This is a genomic window from Staphylococcus sp. GDY8P67P, from assembly GCF_017892545.1.
Classification (GTDB): Bacteria; Bacillota; Bacilli; order Staphylococcales; family Staphylococcaceae; genus Staphylococcus; species Staphylococcus ureilyticus.
Window position 1 is genome coordinate 252,608 of sequence record NZ_JAESLH010000022.1, and the last position, 14,303, is coordinate 266,910.

Below are 14,303 nucleotides of genomic sequence, written 5' to 3' on the forward strand. Positions count from 1 at the left end.
TTTATTGTAGTTACATTATTTAAATAAATATATTCATATAAGATTAATGCTTATATCCATTTGTTTCGAGCTTGTAGAGCGCGTTTTCTTGCTGCTTCGACTTCAGTTCTGTCTCTTTTTAAATGGTGGTCAATGATATAATCATCTTCAATTTTATAATATGTCATCGCATAATGCGGGTATTGTTGTAATATAACTTGCTCCATTGTCGCAGTTAATGGGAGATGAATAGGCTCGAAAGATTTCTCCTTCTTTGTAGCATTAATTAATTCGACTAATAGCGCTTTATACGCTTCTATATCGAGTCCAATATTAATTGCTGAGTCGTACTTTTCTATTACTTTTAATGACTTACCAAACGATTTATAGGCACCTACATAATTATGTCTACGGTAATGATAAGCGCCAGTTGCAGTCAATATAAGACTTACAACAGCATCTCCTTTATTGTAATTTGGGTTTGTTTTCCAAGCGTCTTCTAAAATATCGTGACAAAGAAAGTAATGTTGCTTTGTATGGAATTGGAAATAAAAATCTTGAAGTGCAATTTTTAACATGTTTATCGCTCCGATTTTAAATGTTTGTATTAAACATGCTATAATATTTTAGTAAATTACGCACTTAACTTGCTAATATGAGGTAGATAAAATGTATGAAGTAAAACTCGATGCCTTTAATGGTCCTTTAGATTTATTATTGCATCTTATTCAAAAATTTGAAATTGATATTTATGATATACCAATGAAATCTTTAACAGAACAGTATATGCAATATATTCATGCGATGAGTCAATTAGAAATTAATGTGGCAAGTGAATATTTAGTTATGGCATCAGAATTACTAATGATAAAAAGCAAAATGCTTTTGCCTCATTCAGATGAAGTTGACGATTTAGAAGATGACCCACGTGAAAATTTGGTTGAGCGATTAATTGAATATCAAAACTATAAAGAATATACAGTGCTATTAAACGAAAAAAGAGCAGAAAGAGAGAAGTATTATTCTAAACACCCAACGGATTTAACACATTTAGAGTCAAATGAAACTTGGGACCCTAATAATACGATTGATTTAACAGAACTCATCATTGCTTATCAAAAAGTGAAAAATCGTGTGGAATACCAAACACCCAAAACCGTTGATATTCGAAAAGAAACGTTCACAATACAAGAAGCTACTACACAAGTAACTCAACGTTTGCAAAAACATGAATCATTCAACTTTTTTAGTTTATTTAATTTTACTGAACCACTGGAAATGGTAGTCACTCATTTCCTCGCCATACTAGAAATGTCGAAATCTGGAATAGTAAATATTGAACAACAAAAAAGTTTTGACGATATTAATATTTTAAGAGGAGTTAATTATGGCATTGAACGATAAAGGAATCCTAGAAGCATTACTTTATACTGCAGGTGATGAAGGACTTGAAGAAAAGCAAATACTAGAAATTTTAGACATTGACCAACATCGTTTTCATACATTAATCAATGAATATGACGCTTGTGGCTTAGAGATCCAACATTATGGTAAAAATTATGTCTTAACCACCAAAAAAGATGCGTCAGAATTTATTGAGAAGTTAATTGAACAAAAATCAAAAATGAAATTATCACAAGCAGCTATGGAAGCTTTATCGATAATCGCATACAATCAGCCATTATCTCGTAGTGATATTGAATTGATTAGAGGTATAAATTCGGACGGAGCCGTCAAAACCTTGATAGCACGAGGTTTAATTGAAGCCAAAGATGAGGAAGATTCTAGAAGCCAACAATTATATACAACAGAACTATTCTTAAATGTATTTGGTATTGAACAATTAGATGATTTACCAACTACGGATGAAGAAGATGAGGAAATAGAAGCCTTCTTCAGTAATTTAGTAAATCAAAAAGGAGAAAAAAATGAATAAAGAAACAGAAAGATTACAAAAACGTATCGCAAATAGTGGCTATACTTCAAGACGTAAAGCGGAAACATTAATTACAGAAGGTAAAGTGAAAGTAAACGGTGAAATCAAAACAGAATTAGGTACTAAAGTAAAACCAACGGATACAGTAGAAGTTGAAGGCATTAAATTAGAACAAGAAGACAAACTATATATTCTTTTCTATAAACCTTCACAAGTTATCACTAGCGTTTCTGATGACAAAGGTAGAAAGGTCGTTACTGATTATTTCAAACAAATTAAGACAAGAATATACCCTGTAGGACGCTTAGATTATGATACATCAGGGCTACTTTTACTTACCAATGATGGTGAATTCACTAACTTAATGACACATCCACGTTATAAAATCAAAAAGAAATATGTTGTTAAATTAAAAGGGTATCTCATGCGTGAAGAAGTTAAAGCATTAGAACAAGGCATTAATTTAGAAGATGGGCAAACGCAACCTGCGACAGTTAAAGTTAAAAACCAAGATAAAGATAAAAATACGACACTTGTAGAAATTACAATAACTGAAGGTCGCAATAGACAAGTTAGACGCATGTTTGAATATTTTGGGCATCAAGTATCAAAATTACAACGCATAGAATTTGGACCGTTAAATTTGAAAGGACTCAATGCTGGCGAAGGCCGAGTACTTACACCGCATGAAGTAAAAATATTACGTCAAATTGCAGAACACGGACAATAATTATGACATTCCTTTAACAAAATCCTGATATTGATAATTTTTTCACAAACTTTTCATTCATAAACACTTTTATAGCTCAACCTATGATATAATATGGTTGAAATTGAAGTTAGCAGTGTGGGAGGGTACGAACCTATGTCAAACGAAATACTTATCGTTGATGATGAAGATAGAATCAGACGATTATTAAAATTGTACTTAGAAAGAGAATCTTTTGAAACTCATGAAGCTAGAGATGGACAAGAAGCATACAAAATGGCAATGGAACATGATTATGCATGTATCTTGTTAGATTTAATGTTGCCAGAAATGGATGGCATTACTGTAGCAGCTAGACTCAGAGAACAGAAAGAAACACCAATTATTATGTTAACTGCTAAAGGAGAAGAAACAAACCGCGTAGAAGGTTTCGAATCCGGTGCAGATGATTATATTGTAAAACCATTTTCACCACGTGAAGTGGTCTTACGTGTCAAAGCGCTATTAAGACGAACTCAAGTTGCACATACAGAACAAAGTGAACCACATGCACGAGATTTAATAGAATTTGAACATCTTGTGATTGATAATGATGCTCATCGGGTGCTAGCTGATGGCAACCAAGTAAACTTAACGCCAAAAGAATATGAACTTTTAATCTTTTTAGCAAAAACGCCAAATAAAGTCTTTGATCGTGAGCAACTATTAAAAGAAGTATGGCATTATGAATTTTATGGAGATTTGCGTACTGTTGATACACATGTAAAACGTTTAAGAGAGAAATTAAATCGCGTTTCTGATGAAGCTGCCCAAATGATTCAAACAGTTTGGGGCGTTGGCTATAAATTCGAGGTTAAATCTGAAAATGAACCGCCTCAATAATGTAGTAGTAAAACTGTGGTTAACTATAATTTTTATAGTAACGACAGTTTTAATTTTATTAAGTGCAGCACTTATAACGTTTATACAATCTTACTTTACGCAAGAAACAGAAGATTCATTACTTGAAGATGCTAAAAGAATCAGTCATTTAGTTGAGCATTCAGAAGATAAAACGACTGCCATAAAGCATAGTAAGTCTCTTATCGAGGGTCCAGTGGGGCTTATTATCATGAATCATAAACACATGGATAGCGTCAATAATGATGAGACAAAAGAAAAGATGTTCAAAGAAATAAAAAGTAATAAAAACTACGAAAAAGTGTTCGATAAAGGAAAGCAGATATCTGAGCACGTGACAATAGATATAAATAAACAGCAAAAAACTTATGTTTTAATAGGTTATCCATCAAAAAATTTAGAATCGAGTGCACATAATAGTAAATATAGTGGTGTTTTTATCTATCAAGATTTGAAAACGATAGAAGATACCAATAATGTGATTACAGTCATTATTTTAATTATTGCTATAATCTTTTTATCTATTACTACTGTGTTTGCCTTTTTCTTATCATCTCGAATTACAAAACCACTAAGAAATTTAAGGACTCAAGCATTAAAAGTTTCTAAAGGAGACTATACACAAGTAGTTCCTGTTAATTCTCGAGATGAAATTGGTGAGTTATCACGTGCTTTTAACACGATGAGTTCGGAAATACAACAACACATCGACGCATTATCCTCATCAAAAAATATCAGAGATAGTTTAATAAACTCTATGGTTGAAGGTGTTCTAGGTTTTAATGATAAACAAGAAATAATTATATCAAACAAGATGGCACAAAATATTTTGAAAATATTGGATGCACACGATTTAGACAAGCTTGATCGTCAAAATGAATTAACATTTAAATCCAAAAAAACACAATTCGAAGAATATGAAATTAGCACACGCTATTTTGTCATTATTACAAGTTATATTGAACAAATTCAGCCTGATGGCAGAAGTGGTATTGTAGCTATTATTCGTGACATGACCAATGAACATAATATTGATCAAATGAAAAAAGATTTTATTGCTAATGTATCACATGAATTGCGTACACCTATTTCTTTGCTACAAGGATATACAGAGTCGATAGTGGATGGTATTGTAACAGAGCCAGACGAAATACATGAATCATTGTCTATTGTCCTTGATGAAACAAAACGTTTAAATCGATTAGTAAATGAGTTGCTCAATGTTGCACGTATGGATGCTGAAGGGCTAACTGTAGAGAAAGTGAAACAGCCAATTGATCCATTGCTTAATAGAATGCAACAAAAATACCAGAAACAAGCAAATGACTTAAAGTTAACGATGAATTTAAATCCAAATACACACAATCAATTATGGTATTTCGACACCGATAGAATTGAACAGGTTTTAACTAATCTTATAGATAATGCTACTAGATATACAGAACCTGGTGATTTAATATCGATTAGTTATGGAGAGGCAGAAAATGAAAATATTTTATACATTTCAGACACAGGATCTGGTATTGCTCCAGAACATTTACAACAAGTATTTGATCGTTTCTATAAAGTCGACACTGCTCGTAAACGAGGTAAACAAGGTACTGGGTTAGGTCTGTTTATCTGTCGTATGATTATTGATGAACATGGAGGTACGATAGACGTCAAAAGTGAGCTTGGCAAAGGCACAACATTTATAATTAAATTACCAAAACCAACAGAAGAATATGAAGATACATGACTATTAAAGTAATCATAGAGAGTGAAATGTAATTTAATTTATAATCTTAATGTAAATCAAGCATGTGTGTTCTATAAATGACGAGATTGAGAGTCAATACATTACTATTGATTTTCAATCTCGTCTTTTTCATAAATTATGTAATTTACTTAGCATAAGCAGGTCTATTGTTTTTATCTGAGTAATAGGCTATGATATATTTATAAAATTTAAGAAATTCATCTTCGGGGTAGGGTGTAATTCCCAACCGGCAGTAATTGAAGCCTGCGACCCATTTATCTATTAAAAAGATAAATGGCTGATCTAGTGTAATTCTAGAGCCGACAGTATAGTCTGGATGGGAGAAGATGGAGGGTTTTTGTTGTGCAATTAAATCCTCCTTTTCTAAGTAAGATGAATGGAAGGAGATAATTGAATATGCAACAACAAACCAAGCGACTTATTACGATAAGTATGTTAAGTGCGGTGTCATTTATTTTGATGTTTATCAAATTTCCAATCCCATTTTTACCACCGTATTTAACATTAGACTTTAGTGATATTCCAGCTCTATTAGCAACTTTTAGTTTAGGACCAGTAGCTGGTATTATTATATTATTTATAAAAAATTTACTTAATTTCTTATTTAATATAGGGGATCCAGTTGGACCAATTGCTAATTTCTTAGCTGGCGCTAGTTTTATTTTAAGTGCCTTTTATATAATTAAAAATAATCATACAGTCAAAACACAAATCATTGGATTTACGATAGCGACGATTGTTATGACGATTGTTCTAAGTATTTTAAATTATTTTGTTTTATTACCACTTTATGGGATGATTATGAATTTATCAAATGTAGTTGAAAATATAAAAATTGTGATAGTTTCAGGTGTTATACCTTTTAATATAGTAAAAGGTATAATAATTTCTTTAATATTTATGTTATTATTCAAACGTTTAAAAAAGATTTTACTTAGATAATTTTTAATTAATTAGCTTATACAACGAATATGAAAAAATGGACACGCAATAATAAAAGAAGCTGAGANNCTCAGCTTCTTTTATTATTGAAAACTTTTGCTAAAGTTGAAAGTGAAGTTGCTTATCATTATTTTTGTACTTAAACGCATCTTTTAAAATAGTTTTTTAACTTGTTAACACTTAATGGAATGATATAAGCACAAGATTATAGAATCGAGTCATATCTCCAGACGAGTGAACAACCTGGTCGAATTTGTCGAATTTTAAAATTTAAAATAACCAAGCTATTTCATATGAATTAGTCATTTATTTTGATTGTGAGATTTACATGCTATATTTCAACTTGCTTTATTTTCATACTACAATTAATAAATGATTATTTTTCATAAAATAAGAGCTCAGCTTTTTCATTAAAACAATGAATATACTGAGCTTTTATAAATTCATTTCATGCAAAAATGAATATCTATTTGATTAATTTTATTATTCAAATTTTAGAGGGTCTCCGTCAAAAGATTCCTCTTCAATTTTAATAGAATCTGTAGGACAACCTTCTAAAGCATCTTCCATGTCTTCATATAATTCTTCTGGTACTTCCGCAGTACCTTGGTTATCATCTAGTATAACGTATGCGATACCTTCATCGTCGTAATCATATATATCAGGAGCAGCAGCACCGCAAGCACCACATGCAATGCATGTATCCATATCAACAATTGTATATTTAGCCAAACTCTTCGCCTCCTTTAACAAACATGCTACACTAATAACACAATTAGTATTGTAGTTACTGTTTAAAATTTTATCAAATGTTTTTGTTTTATAAAATGAGGGAGCACACATGTATAATTTAATTCGCTTTACACGAATGCAAGCACATAATTACAAAACAGAAAAAAGCATATATAATATTATCACAGGCAAAAAATCCCATCAAACCTTTTTTGACGCCTGTAGTCAACAACTATTATCATTGTATCATAGCTTACCAAACTTAAAATATCCATCATTTGTTGGATATATTCAAAATGGACAACAGGATGTTGATGGTACGCGATTGATTCGTACACATCCAAGGTATACATATGATAGTTTATTAAACACCTTTAAGGCACTTCAATTATTAACCCAAACAATTTCGAATATTTCACATGATTCATTACATTTTGTGCCTATTACACACAACAATACAATTCAACATAGAGTTAAAAAAGTATATAACAGTGCTAAAAATAAGAATATATCTTGCAAATTAAATAAAGAATTAAATCTTCTTTTCTCTTCAATTTCTGAAAAAAATAGTAAAACGTATTTGCACTATTATTTACAAGGTTATAAAGAAAGTATGTATACAAGACAACAAGTCAGCTTAATAGAAAATATTTCGCAACAACAATTGTTCGAACTAGAAATAAATGAATTAGTAATCATGATGTTTGAATTGGAAAATGCGATTAAATATCCTATTTTAAATCAATTAATTATTTTACCAACGTTGCTTTTTAAAACAGAGGAAACTTACATAGGTATTAAAAAAGGTCTCAGCTTTAACGAATTAGCTAAGACACAAAATGTAAAATCAAACACAATTGAAGATCATATTCTAGAATTATTTATAAAAGGGTATCTTTCACAATACGATGTATTTATAAATGATAATTCATATTCACAGTTTCTAAGTTACTATGTAGAAAATCGCAGCGAAAGATTAAGAAATTACAAAGAGAAATTTCCAAAATTAAATTACTTTGAAATTAAACTATTAATCATCGGTGTTGAAAGAGGTGATTTAAATGTTACATCATGAATTAAAAAAATGGTTTGGTTTTGATTCATTTAAGCCTGGACAACAGGAAATTATAGAGCATGTATTAAATGATGAAAATACTTTGGGTATATTGCCGACTGGTAGTGGAAAAAGTTTATGTTATCAATTACCAACCTATATCAAACAAAAGCCCACCCTTATCATCTCACCGTTAATATCCTTAATGGATGATCAAGTTATGCAATTAAAACTACAAGGCGAGCATTACGTTTCATGCATCCATTCCGGATTAGATGAAAATGAAAAAAAACAAAATTTACAATACTTAAAGCATAGTCGTTTTATATTTTTAAGTCCCGAATTTTTGTTGCAACCACATAATTTTAAACTTATACAACATCTAGATTTAGGTTTAATCGTTTTAGATGAAGCCCACTGCTTATCTGAATGGGGTTATGATTTCAGACCACACTATGCACTTGTAGGGAAAATCATCAATTATTTTCCTAAAGCCAATATACTTGCTTTGACTGCCACAGCACCACCTTATTTAACATATGATTTAAATCACATGCTAAATAAAACATTTACTGTTGTGAAAACAACGACGAATAGAGAAAATATTACATTATCACACATAAATTTCGAAAATGATCATGAAAAGTTAAAATGGTTACTTCCAACGTTAGAACAATCAGGTCCAACTATTATCTATGTTTCATCAAAAAAAATGTGCCTAACTTTAGCAAAGGCAATTTATCAATATGGTTTTTTAACTGGGATATACCATGGTGACTTAACCTATCAGGAAAGACATACTGTACAGCATCAATTTATAAATAATGAAATACCAATTATTGTTGCAACAAGTGCTTTTGGAATGGGGATAAATAAAAAAGATATACGAACTATCATACATTTTCATCTAGCCACAAGTCCATCAAGTTATATGCAAGAAATTGGTCGTGCAGGACGTGATGGCTACTCTAGCCAAGCCATCAGTCTTTACCAACCAGATGATAGTTATCTATTAGAAACCTTATTGTTTGCAGATATAATTACTGAAGAAGATGTGAACACATTTGAATTAGGTATGTTTTTACCACCTGAAAAAAATGAAATATTAGAGGTTCTAAGTAGTAATTTTAAAATTGAACAATTGCGTACTATTTTCAAAACAGCATTTGAAAGAAAACAACGCGGTTATTATCGAATGTTAGGTTATAAAAATTTAGACCAATGTCGTAGGTCATATATGGTAGAGTTTTTCGGTGAAAATCTATCAACAAAACCAACACAGTGCTGTGATAATGACACAGAATTAAAACCAATTAATATTATTAATAGAAAAAAAGTAAAAAGAAAAATGGATTTTAAAGAAAAATTACGAAATATATTCAAATAAAAGATAAATACTTTACTTCACTTTTTCAATCAAGCTATAATACTAGATATACGCTAAATTTTTATTTGTTTTTCATATAAAATTAATACATATATACTGGCTTTTAGGGTAAAACAGTATATACTAAAATTAAATGATGGAAGGATGATGAATTTGTCTAATAATAATTTCAAAGATGATTTTGAGAAAAATCGTCAATCTATTGATCCAAAAGAACATCGAGATGATGTAAAGGATTCTGTTAACGATTCCGTTGACAATGTAAAAGAGGAAGTTTCTGATAAACAAGACGAACAATTCCCTCCAAGAAATGCCCAAAGAAGACAACGTAGAAGAGATACGGCAACACATCAAAATGAAGGAAATGAATCACCTGTTGATGAGAAAAATGATACATCTAGTCAACAAGACAGTGAGCAACAACAGGAAACACATTCATCATCCAAGACGGATGCGGATGAAACCAATAAAAATCAAGACCCTTCAGAAAATAACAATATTAATCAAAATAGAAGTGAAAAAGATCACGACATTTCTGAAGGTAACCAATCTGAAGATAAAAATGATAAGAAAAAAGGCGCTGCCGTAGCTGGCGGAGCAGCCGCAGCTGGTGCAGGTGCATATGCCGCAAAAAAACACCATGACAAGAAAGATGCTTCTGATCATGCTAAAGATAACAATGCAGCCTCAGACGATAACGAAAAAAGTGATGCTGCTACAGGCGTAGGTGCTAATAATAAAAATCAACATACTGAAGAAGCTAATTCTGAAAAAAGTAATGATTCAAAAGACAACAAGAAAAAAGGCGCTGCCGTAGCTGGCGGAGCAGCCGCAGCTGGTGCAGGTGCCGCTGGAGCAAGTGCTGCGCATTCGAATGGAAATGGCTCCGGTGGAAATAATGGTAACGGTGATCACAACAACGATCCAAATGATGATAACAACAATAACAAGAAAAAAGGCGGATTATTTGGAAAAATATTACCAATCGTAGCAGCAATTTTAATTTTAGCAGCAATCGGAATTTTTGGTGGTATGGCATTAACTGGCAACAATGATGATAGTAGTAATAACGACGATAAAAAGGTAGCGGACAACAAAGATAAAAAATCTGACTCAGATTCAGACAAGGACAGCAAGAAAGATTCAGACAAAAACAAAGACGATGATAGTGATAAAGCAAATACAAATAATGACGATAACGCTGAATCAGATAGTAATGATAATTCAAACCAAAGCGATTCTAATTCTGACGATGCAGCTACTAGCGATCAAAATCAAGCTACTGAATCTGATCAAAATAACCAAAGTGATCAAAATGCACAGAACAGTCAAAATGATCAATCACAACAAAATAATCAAGCTACGAATCAAGGTAATGATTCAGCAAACCAAGGTCAAGCAACTAACAGCCAAAACAATCAACAAAACAACCAAGCTTCAAACAACAATTCAGGACAACAAACACATACTGTAAATGGTCAAAATCTTTACAGAATAGCCATCCAATACTATGGAAGCGGATCTCCTGAAAATGTAGAAAAAATCAGAAAAGCAAATGGATTACAAGGTAATGATATTCATAACGGACAACAATTAGTTATTCCTCAATAAAACATTCATCTTTAACAAATAAAATGAAGCTTGATTATCGAGCCTGTTCCTAAAAAAGGACTAATCCATAACATGATATGCTCCCTACAAAGTAGACATTTAAAAAAGTAAACTTTGTAGGGAGCTTTTATATGAATTAGTCATTTTTGTAAACAAATTTTCAAAATCTATCACTTGGTTTTTTTAAATCTACTGGTATAATAAATGGGTGGTTAAAGGAGGACAAATACTATGCAAACAGTAGAAAGTATAATCATCGGCGGTGGACCATGTGGGTTAAGTGCCGCTATTGAACAAAAGAAAAAAGGGATTGATACTTTAGTAATTGAAAAAGGAAATGTTGTGGACGCTATTTATAACTATCCAACACATCAAACATTCTTTTCTTCAAGTGATAAATTAAGTATTGGCGACATTCCATTTATTGTCGAAGAAAGCAAACCACGTCGTAATCAAGCATTAGTGTATTATAGAGAAGTTGTTAAACATCATCAACTGCGTATCAATGCTTTCGAAGAAGTCCTTACTGTTAAAAAAATTAATAATCGTTTTACACTCACTACTACGAAAGATGTTTATCAGTGTCGATTTCTAACCGTAGCTACTGGTTATTATGGTCAACATAATACTTTAGAAGTAGAAGGTGCAGAATTGCCAAAAGTAAAACATTATTTTAAAGAAGCACACCCTTATTTCGATCAAAATGTTGTCATCATTGGTGGAAAAAACTCAGCAGTTGATGCAGCATTGGAATTAGAAAAGGCAGGTGCACATGTCACAGTTATCTATCGTGGTTCTGACTATCCAAAAGCAGTTAAACCATGGATTTTACCTAATTTTGAGTCATTAGTGAAACACGAAAAAATAAACATGGCCTTTAACGCTGAAGTCACAAAAATTACTGAAGATAGTGTTATTTATGAGCAAGATGGAGAAGTAATTGAGATTCCTAACGATTACATTTTTGCAATGATTGGTTATCATCCGGACTATAATTTCTTAGAATCAATTGGAATTGAAATCAATGAAAATGAATATGGGACAGCACCAGTTCATAACAAAGAAACTTACGAAACAAATGTAGAAAATTGTTATATCGCCGGCGTGATTGCTGCAGGTAATGATGCAAATACGATTTTTATTGAAAATGGTAAGTATCATGGTGGCATTATCACTCAAAATATTTTATCTAAAAAGCAAACGCCTTTAGAGTCATAATATAAAAAAGAGCTGGATAAGTGATTATTATTTGAGAATACTTTCAATATTCTTAAGATAAAACATTACTTATCACAACTCTTTTTTTATAACTGAGCTTCAAAATACTTTTTTAATTGTGCTTTGGTTAAATGATTACTTAAGCCGATTAATAATTTCAGTCTCGCTTTTTGTCCATTTAATCCATTAGAGAAAATAACTCCTTTTTGTTCTAATGTTGCACCGCCACCTTCATAAGCATAAATAGGGCCGACAATACCATTAAACGATCTAGATACAAGTATAACTGGAATATTGTTATTTAAACATTGATTCAACCCTTCTAAACATGTAGGCGGCAAATTGCCTTGACCTAGCGCTTCTATTATAATCCCATCAACTTGTTTTTCACTGTAAAAAGCCAAAACATCGCTATTCATTCCCATATACGCTTTCACGAGTGGGATATTTAAAGATTGATTGATATCAGTCAATACTAAATGCCCAAATGGTTTATGATGAAACTGTACACTTTGTTTTGTTATCACACCTAAGGGACCATGATTTGGACTTTGAAATGTATTCGTATTAGAAGTGTGCGTTTTCGTTACATTTCTAGCTGTATGAATCTCGTCGTTAAAGACAACCATAACACCCATATTTAATGATTCATCACTAATTGCAACTCTAATTGCTGATAAAAAATTATATAAACCATCTGCACCAATTTCATTGGAAGAACGCATCGCACCAGTGATTACAATTGGTTTTGAGGTGTCTATTGTTAAATCTAATAAATAAGCTGTTTCCTCTAGTGTATCAGTACCATGTGTAATCACATAACCATCATAATCATCTTGATCCTCAGATTGATTTATAATTTGTTTTAAAGTTTCCACATACGCAATATTCATGTGTGGAGATGGTACATTAAAAGGTGTTATTTCAGTTACATCAGCATATTGATTAATAATATTTTGATGATTAGAAATTGGATTGTCTTTATTTGTAACAACTTTGTTCGATTCATCTTGTGACATGCTAATCGTGCCGCCAGTATGTATGACAAGAAGTTTTTTCATGTGTGCATTCCTCCTATTTATAAAATACATATTTATGATAAAATATTATTTATAAAACAACAAGGAAGGGTTACTAAAATGAAACCAATAAATATCGCACTTGATGGACCTGCAGCTGCAGGTAAGAGTACAATAGCAAAACTTGTGGCAGCTAAGTTATCTATGGTGTATGTAGATACTGGTGCAATGTATCGTGCTATAACCTATAAATATTTACAATTAAATAAAACAGAAAATTTTTCTGAACTTGTCGAATCAACTGAACTTTCATTAACTTATGACGAAGAAAAAGGACAAAGAGTCATTTTAGACAATCAAGATGTGACAGATTATTTAAGAGAAAATGATGTGACAAATCATGTTTCTTATGTATCTTCAAAAGAATCAGTGCGCTCATTTGCCGTTGAAAAGCAACAAGAGTTGGCACAGCAAAAAGGCATTGTAATGGATGGTAGAGACATTGGTACGGTTGTGTTGCCAGATGCTGATTTAAAAATATATATGATTGCCTCTGTTGAAGAACGTGCTTTACGTCGTCAAAAAGATAACGAACTAAGAGATATACAATCAACAGTAGAACAATTAAAAAAAGAAATAGCCGAACGCGATCACTATGATATGAATAGAGAAATATCTCCTTTGAAAAAAGCAGAAGATGCAATAACAATTGATACTACCGGTATGAGTATCGAAGAAGTTACTGATAAAATTTTGACATTAGTAGAAGATATCTAAATTCATAAAATCATATTATCTATTGATTTTTTTTGTAGTCCTTTTGTTAAAATTGTGTAAAAAAGTTATAAAATATCAAAATCAGGGTATATTATCGTAGTAGGTTTTTAAAACTTGTACTACATATAAGTCAATGTAAATTGCTATTGATATTAAAACTATTATCTACATGTTAAGTATCAATTAATATTTTTAAATGTATAGAATGAGAGTATTCACTATAAAGTGGAATTCCTTGACAATTCTGTCAAATTATAAGATGTTATAAATATGTAGTGTA

At 31.4% G+C, this 14,303-nt stretch carries 14 protein-coding genes and 1 riboswitch; of the genes, 11 read left to right on the forward strand and 3 right to left on the reverse strand.

Annotation, left to right across the window (positions count from 1 at the left end):
* Window positions 1-50 precede the first annotated feature (50 nt).
* Window positions 51-557, reverse strand: coding sequence for a DUF309 domain-containing protein (locus tag KA833_RS09105; protein WP_046208211.1), 507 nt, complete (start codon window positions 555-557; stop codon window positions 51-53).
* Between the two features lie 91 nt (window positions 558-648).
* Here KA833_RS09105 and KA833_RS09110 point away from each other — a divergent pair, with 91 nt between their 5' ends.
* The 6 genes from KA833_RS09110 (at window position 649) to KA833_RS09135 (ending at window position 6,225) form a co-directional block, all read left to right on the forward strand.
* A complete protein-coding gene (locus tag KA833_RS09110; RefSeq protein WP_046208212.1) occupies window positions 649-1,383 on the forward strand; it encodes a segregation and condensation protein A in 735 nt (244 codons plus the stop codon).
* The gene (scpB, locus tag KA833_RS09115) at window positions 1,367-1,915 is read left to right on the forward strand and encodes an SMC-Scp complex subunit ScpB (RefSeq protein ID WP_080937836.1); all 549 of its coding nucleotides are present in this window, start codon (window positions 1,367-1,369) and stop codon (window positions 1,913-1,915) included. The genes KA833_RS09110 and scpB overlap by 17 nt, the downstream gene beginning before the upstream one ends.
* Window positions 1,908-2,645: a pseudouridine synthase gene (locus KA833_RS09120; protein ID WP_046208213.1), complete on the forward strand. Its 738-nt coding sequence runs from the start codon at window positions 1,908-1,910 to the stop codon at window positions 2,643-2,645. The genes scpB and KA833_RS09120 overlap by 8 nt, the downstream gene beginning before the upstream one ends.
* Before the next feature lie 135 nt (window positions 2,646-2,780).
* Window positions 2,781-3,506, forward strand: a complete 726-nt coding sequence (locus KA833_RS09125) for a response regulator transcription factor (RefSeq protein WP_046208214.1) — start codon at window positions 2,781-2,783, stop codon at window positions 3,504-3,506.
* Window positions 3,490-5,262 (forward strand): ATP-binding protein, encoded by a 1,773-nt coding sequence (locus KA833_RS09130; protein WP_210128474.1) that lies wholly within the window; start codon window positions 3,490-3,492, stop codon window positions 5,260-5,262. The genes KA833_RS09125 and KA833_RS09130 overlap by 17 nt, the downstream gene beginning before the upstream one ends.
* A gap of 216 nt (window positions 5,263-5,478) precedes the next feature.
* Window positions 5,479-5,615: riboswitch (FMN riboswitch) on the forward strand.
* A 64-nt stretch (window positions 5,616-5,679) separates the two neighbouring features.
* Window positions 5,680-6,225: an ECF transporter S component gene (locus KA833_RS09135; protein WP_046208216.1), complete on the forward strand. Its 546-nt coding sequence runs from the start codon at window positions 5,680-5,682 to the stop codon at window positions 6,223-6,225.
* 483 nt (window positions 6,226-6,708) lie between these two features.
* Here KA833_RS09135 and KA833_RS09140 read toward each other — a convergent pair whose 3' ends face one another.
* Complete coding sequence (locus tag KA833_RS09140) at window positions 6,709-6,957, reverse strand: ferredoxin (protein WP_019468351.1); 249 nt, start codon at window positions 6,955-6,957, stop codon at window positions 6,709-6,711.
* A gap of 109 nt (window positions 6,958-7,066) precedes the next feature.
* Between KA833_RS09140 and KA833_RS09145 the strand changes: the two genes are divergently transcribed.
* The 4 genes from KA833_RS09145 to ypdA all read left to right on the forward strand — a co-directional run bounded on the left by KA833_RS09145 (window position 7,067) and on the right by ypdA (window position 12,227).
* Entirely contained in the window at window positions 7,067-8,032 is a 966-nt protein-coding gene (locus KA833_RS09145; RefSeq protein WP_210128475.1) for a helix-turn-helix domain-containing protein, read from the forward strand.
* Window positions 8,019-9,398 (forward strand): RecQ family ATP-dependent DNA helicase, encoded by a 1,380-nt coding sequence (locus tag KA833_RS09150; protein ID WP_046208218.1) that lies wholly within the window; start codon window positions 8,019-8,021, stop codon window positions 9,396-9,398. The genes KA833_RS09145 and KA833_RS09150 overlap by 14 nt, the downstream gene beginning before the upstream one ends.
* A 144-nt stretch (window positions 9,399-9,542) precedes the next feature.
* Window positions 9,543-11,009 (forward strand): LysM peptidoglycan-binding domain-containing protein, encoded by a 1,467-nt coding sequence (locus KA833_RS09155; protein WP_481906378.1) that lies wholly within the window; start codon window positions 9,543-9,545, stop codon window positions 11,007-11,009.
* A gap of 231 nt (window positions 11,010-11,240) precedes the next feature.
* The gene (gene ypdA, locus KA833_RS09160; RefSeq protein ID WP_070658583.1) at window positions 11,241-12,227 is read left to right on the forward strand and encodes a bacillithiol disulfide reductase YpdA; all 987 of its coding nucleotides are present in this window, start codon (window positions 11,241-11,243) and stop codon (window positions 12,225-12,227) included.
* 86 nt (window positions 12,228-12,313) lie between these two features.
* Here ypdA and KA833_RS09165 read toward each other — a convergent pair whose 3' ends face one another.
* A complete protein-coding gene (locus tag KA833_RS09165; RefSeq protein WP_070658582.1) occupies window positions 12,314-13,288 on the reverse strand; it encodes an asparaginase in 975 nt (324 codons plus the stop codon).
* A 78-nt stretch (window positions 13,289-13,366) separates the two neighbouring features.
* Between KA833_RS09165 and cmk the strand changes: the two genes are divergently transcribed.
* Window positions 13,367-14,023: a (d)CMP kinase gene (gene cmk / locus KA833_RS09170; protein ID WP_064208934.1), complete on the forward strand. Its 657-nt coding sequence runs from the start codon at window positions 13,367-13,369 to the stop codon at window positions 14,021-14,023.
* Window positions 14,024-14,303 lie beyond the last annotated feature (280 nt).

Excerpts from the sequence above, each read along its gene's own strand:
- KA833_RS09135 (WP_046208216.1), top strand. The coding sequence starts at position 5,680 with ATGCAACAACAAACCAAGCGACTTATTACGATAAGTATGTTAAGTGCG.
- scpB (WP_080937836.1), top strand. The coding sequence starts at position 1,367 with ATGGCATTGAACGATAAAGGAATCCTAGAAGCATTACTTTATACTGCA.
- KA833_RS09130 (WP_210128474.1), top strand. The coding sequence starts at position 3,490 with ATGAACCGCCTCAATAATGTAGTAGTAAAACTGTGGTTAACTATAATT.
- KA833_RS09150 (WP_046208218.1), top strand. The coding sequence starts at position 8,019 with ATGTTACATCATGAATTAAAAAAATGGTTTGGTTTTGATTCATTTAAG.
- KA833_RS09165 (WP_070658582.1), bottom strand. The coding sequence starts at position 13,288 with ATGAAAAAACTTCTTGTCATACATACTGGCGGCACGATTAGCATGTCA.
- KA833_RS09145 (WP_210128475.1), top strand. The coding sequence starts at position 7,067 with ATGTATAATTTAATTCGCTTTACACGAATGCAAGCACATAATTACAAA.
- KA833_RS09110 (WP_046208212.1), top strand. The coding sequence starts at position 649 with ATGTATGAAGTAAAACTCGATGCCTTTAATGGTCCTTTAGATTTATTA.
- KA833_RS09125 (WP_046208214.1), top strand. The coding sequence starts at position 2,781 with ATGTCAAACGAAATACTTATCGTTGATGATGAAGATAGAATCAGACGA.
- KA833_RS09155 (WP_481906378.1), top strand. The coding sequence starts at position 9,543 with ATGATGAATTTGTCTAATAATAATTTCAAAGATGATTTTGAGAAAAAT.
- cmk (WP_064208934.1), top strand. The coding sequence starts at position 13,367 with ATGAAACCAATAAATATCGCACTTGATGGACCTGCAGCTGCAGGTAAG.
- KA833_RS09120 (WP_046208213.1), top strand. The coding sequence starts at position 1,908 with ATGAATAAAGAAACAGAAAGATTACAAAAACGTATCGCAAATAGTGGC.
- KA833_RS09105 (WP_046208211.1), bottom strand. The coding sequence starts at position 557 with ATGTTAAAAATTGCACTTCAAGATTTTTATTTCCAATTCCATACAAAG.
- ypdA (WP_070658583.1), top strand. The coding sequence starts at position 11,241 with ATGCAAACAGTAGAAAGTATAATCATCGGCGGTGGACCATGTGGGTTA.